This is a genomic window from Enterobacter sp. PTB, from assembly GCF_051130085.1.
Lineage (GTDB): Bacteria > Pseudomonadota > Gammaproteobacteria > Enterobacterales > Enterobacteriaceae > Enterobacter > Enterobacter ludwigii.
Window position 1 is genome coordinate 1 of record NZ_JBDKEE010000113.1, and the last position, 534, is coordinate 534.

Consider the following 534-nt stretch of genomic DNA (forward strand, 5'->3'; position numbering starts at 1 on the left):
TCAACCGCCTGAAAGCACAACTGGATAAACTACGACGAATGCTGTTCGGTCAGAGTTCGGAAAAGAGCCGTAATAAGCTGGAAAACAAAATCCGTCAGGCAGAGAAACGGTTGTCAGAGCTTGAGACCCGTCTGGAGGCGGCCAAAAACTGCCTGAACGTCAACGAACCGGCTCCTGATGTACCAACAGATGCCGTGACAGCGCCGAAAATGACGCCAGAAAACCCCGCCCGTCCCCCCTCCCGGAAACCGCTGCCAGCCGACCTGCCACGGGAAACACAGACCTTACTGCCAGCGGACAGCATCTGCCCGTCCTGTGGTGGAGAGCTGAAGGTGATGGGCGAGACTCTCTCTGAACAACTGGAAATCATCAACACTGCCTTTAAAGTTATCGAAACGGTCCGGCCGAAGCTGGCCTGCAGCCGGTGCGACGTTATCGTACAGGCTCCGCTCCCGGCCAAACCAGTAGAAGGCAGTCGTGTGGGCAGCAGCCTGCTGGCCCGTATCCTGGTCGGAAAATATGTGGAGCACACGC

Annotated in this window: 1 protein-coding gene; it reads left to right on the forward strand. The window is 56.9% G+C overall.

From position 1 onward, the window contains the following. Positions 1–534 (forward strand): IS66 family transposase zinc-finger binding domain-containing protein (locus AAIR21_RS27835; protein ID WP_434682834.1); only part of this gene is annotated, 534 nt, incomplete at both ends.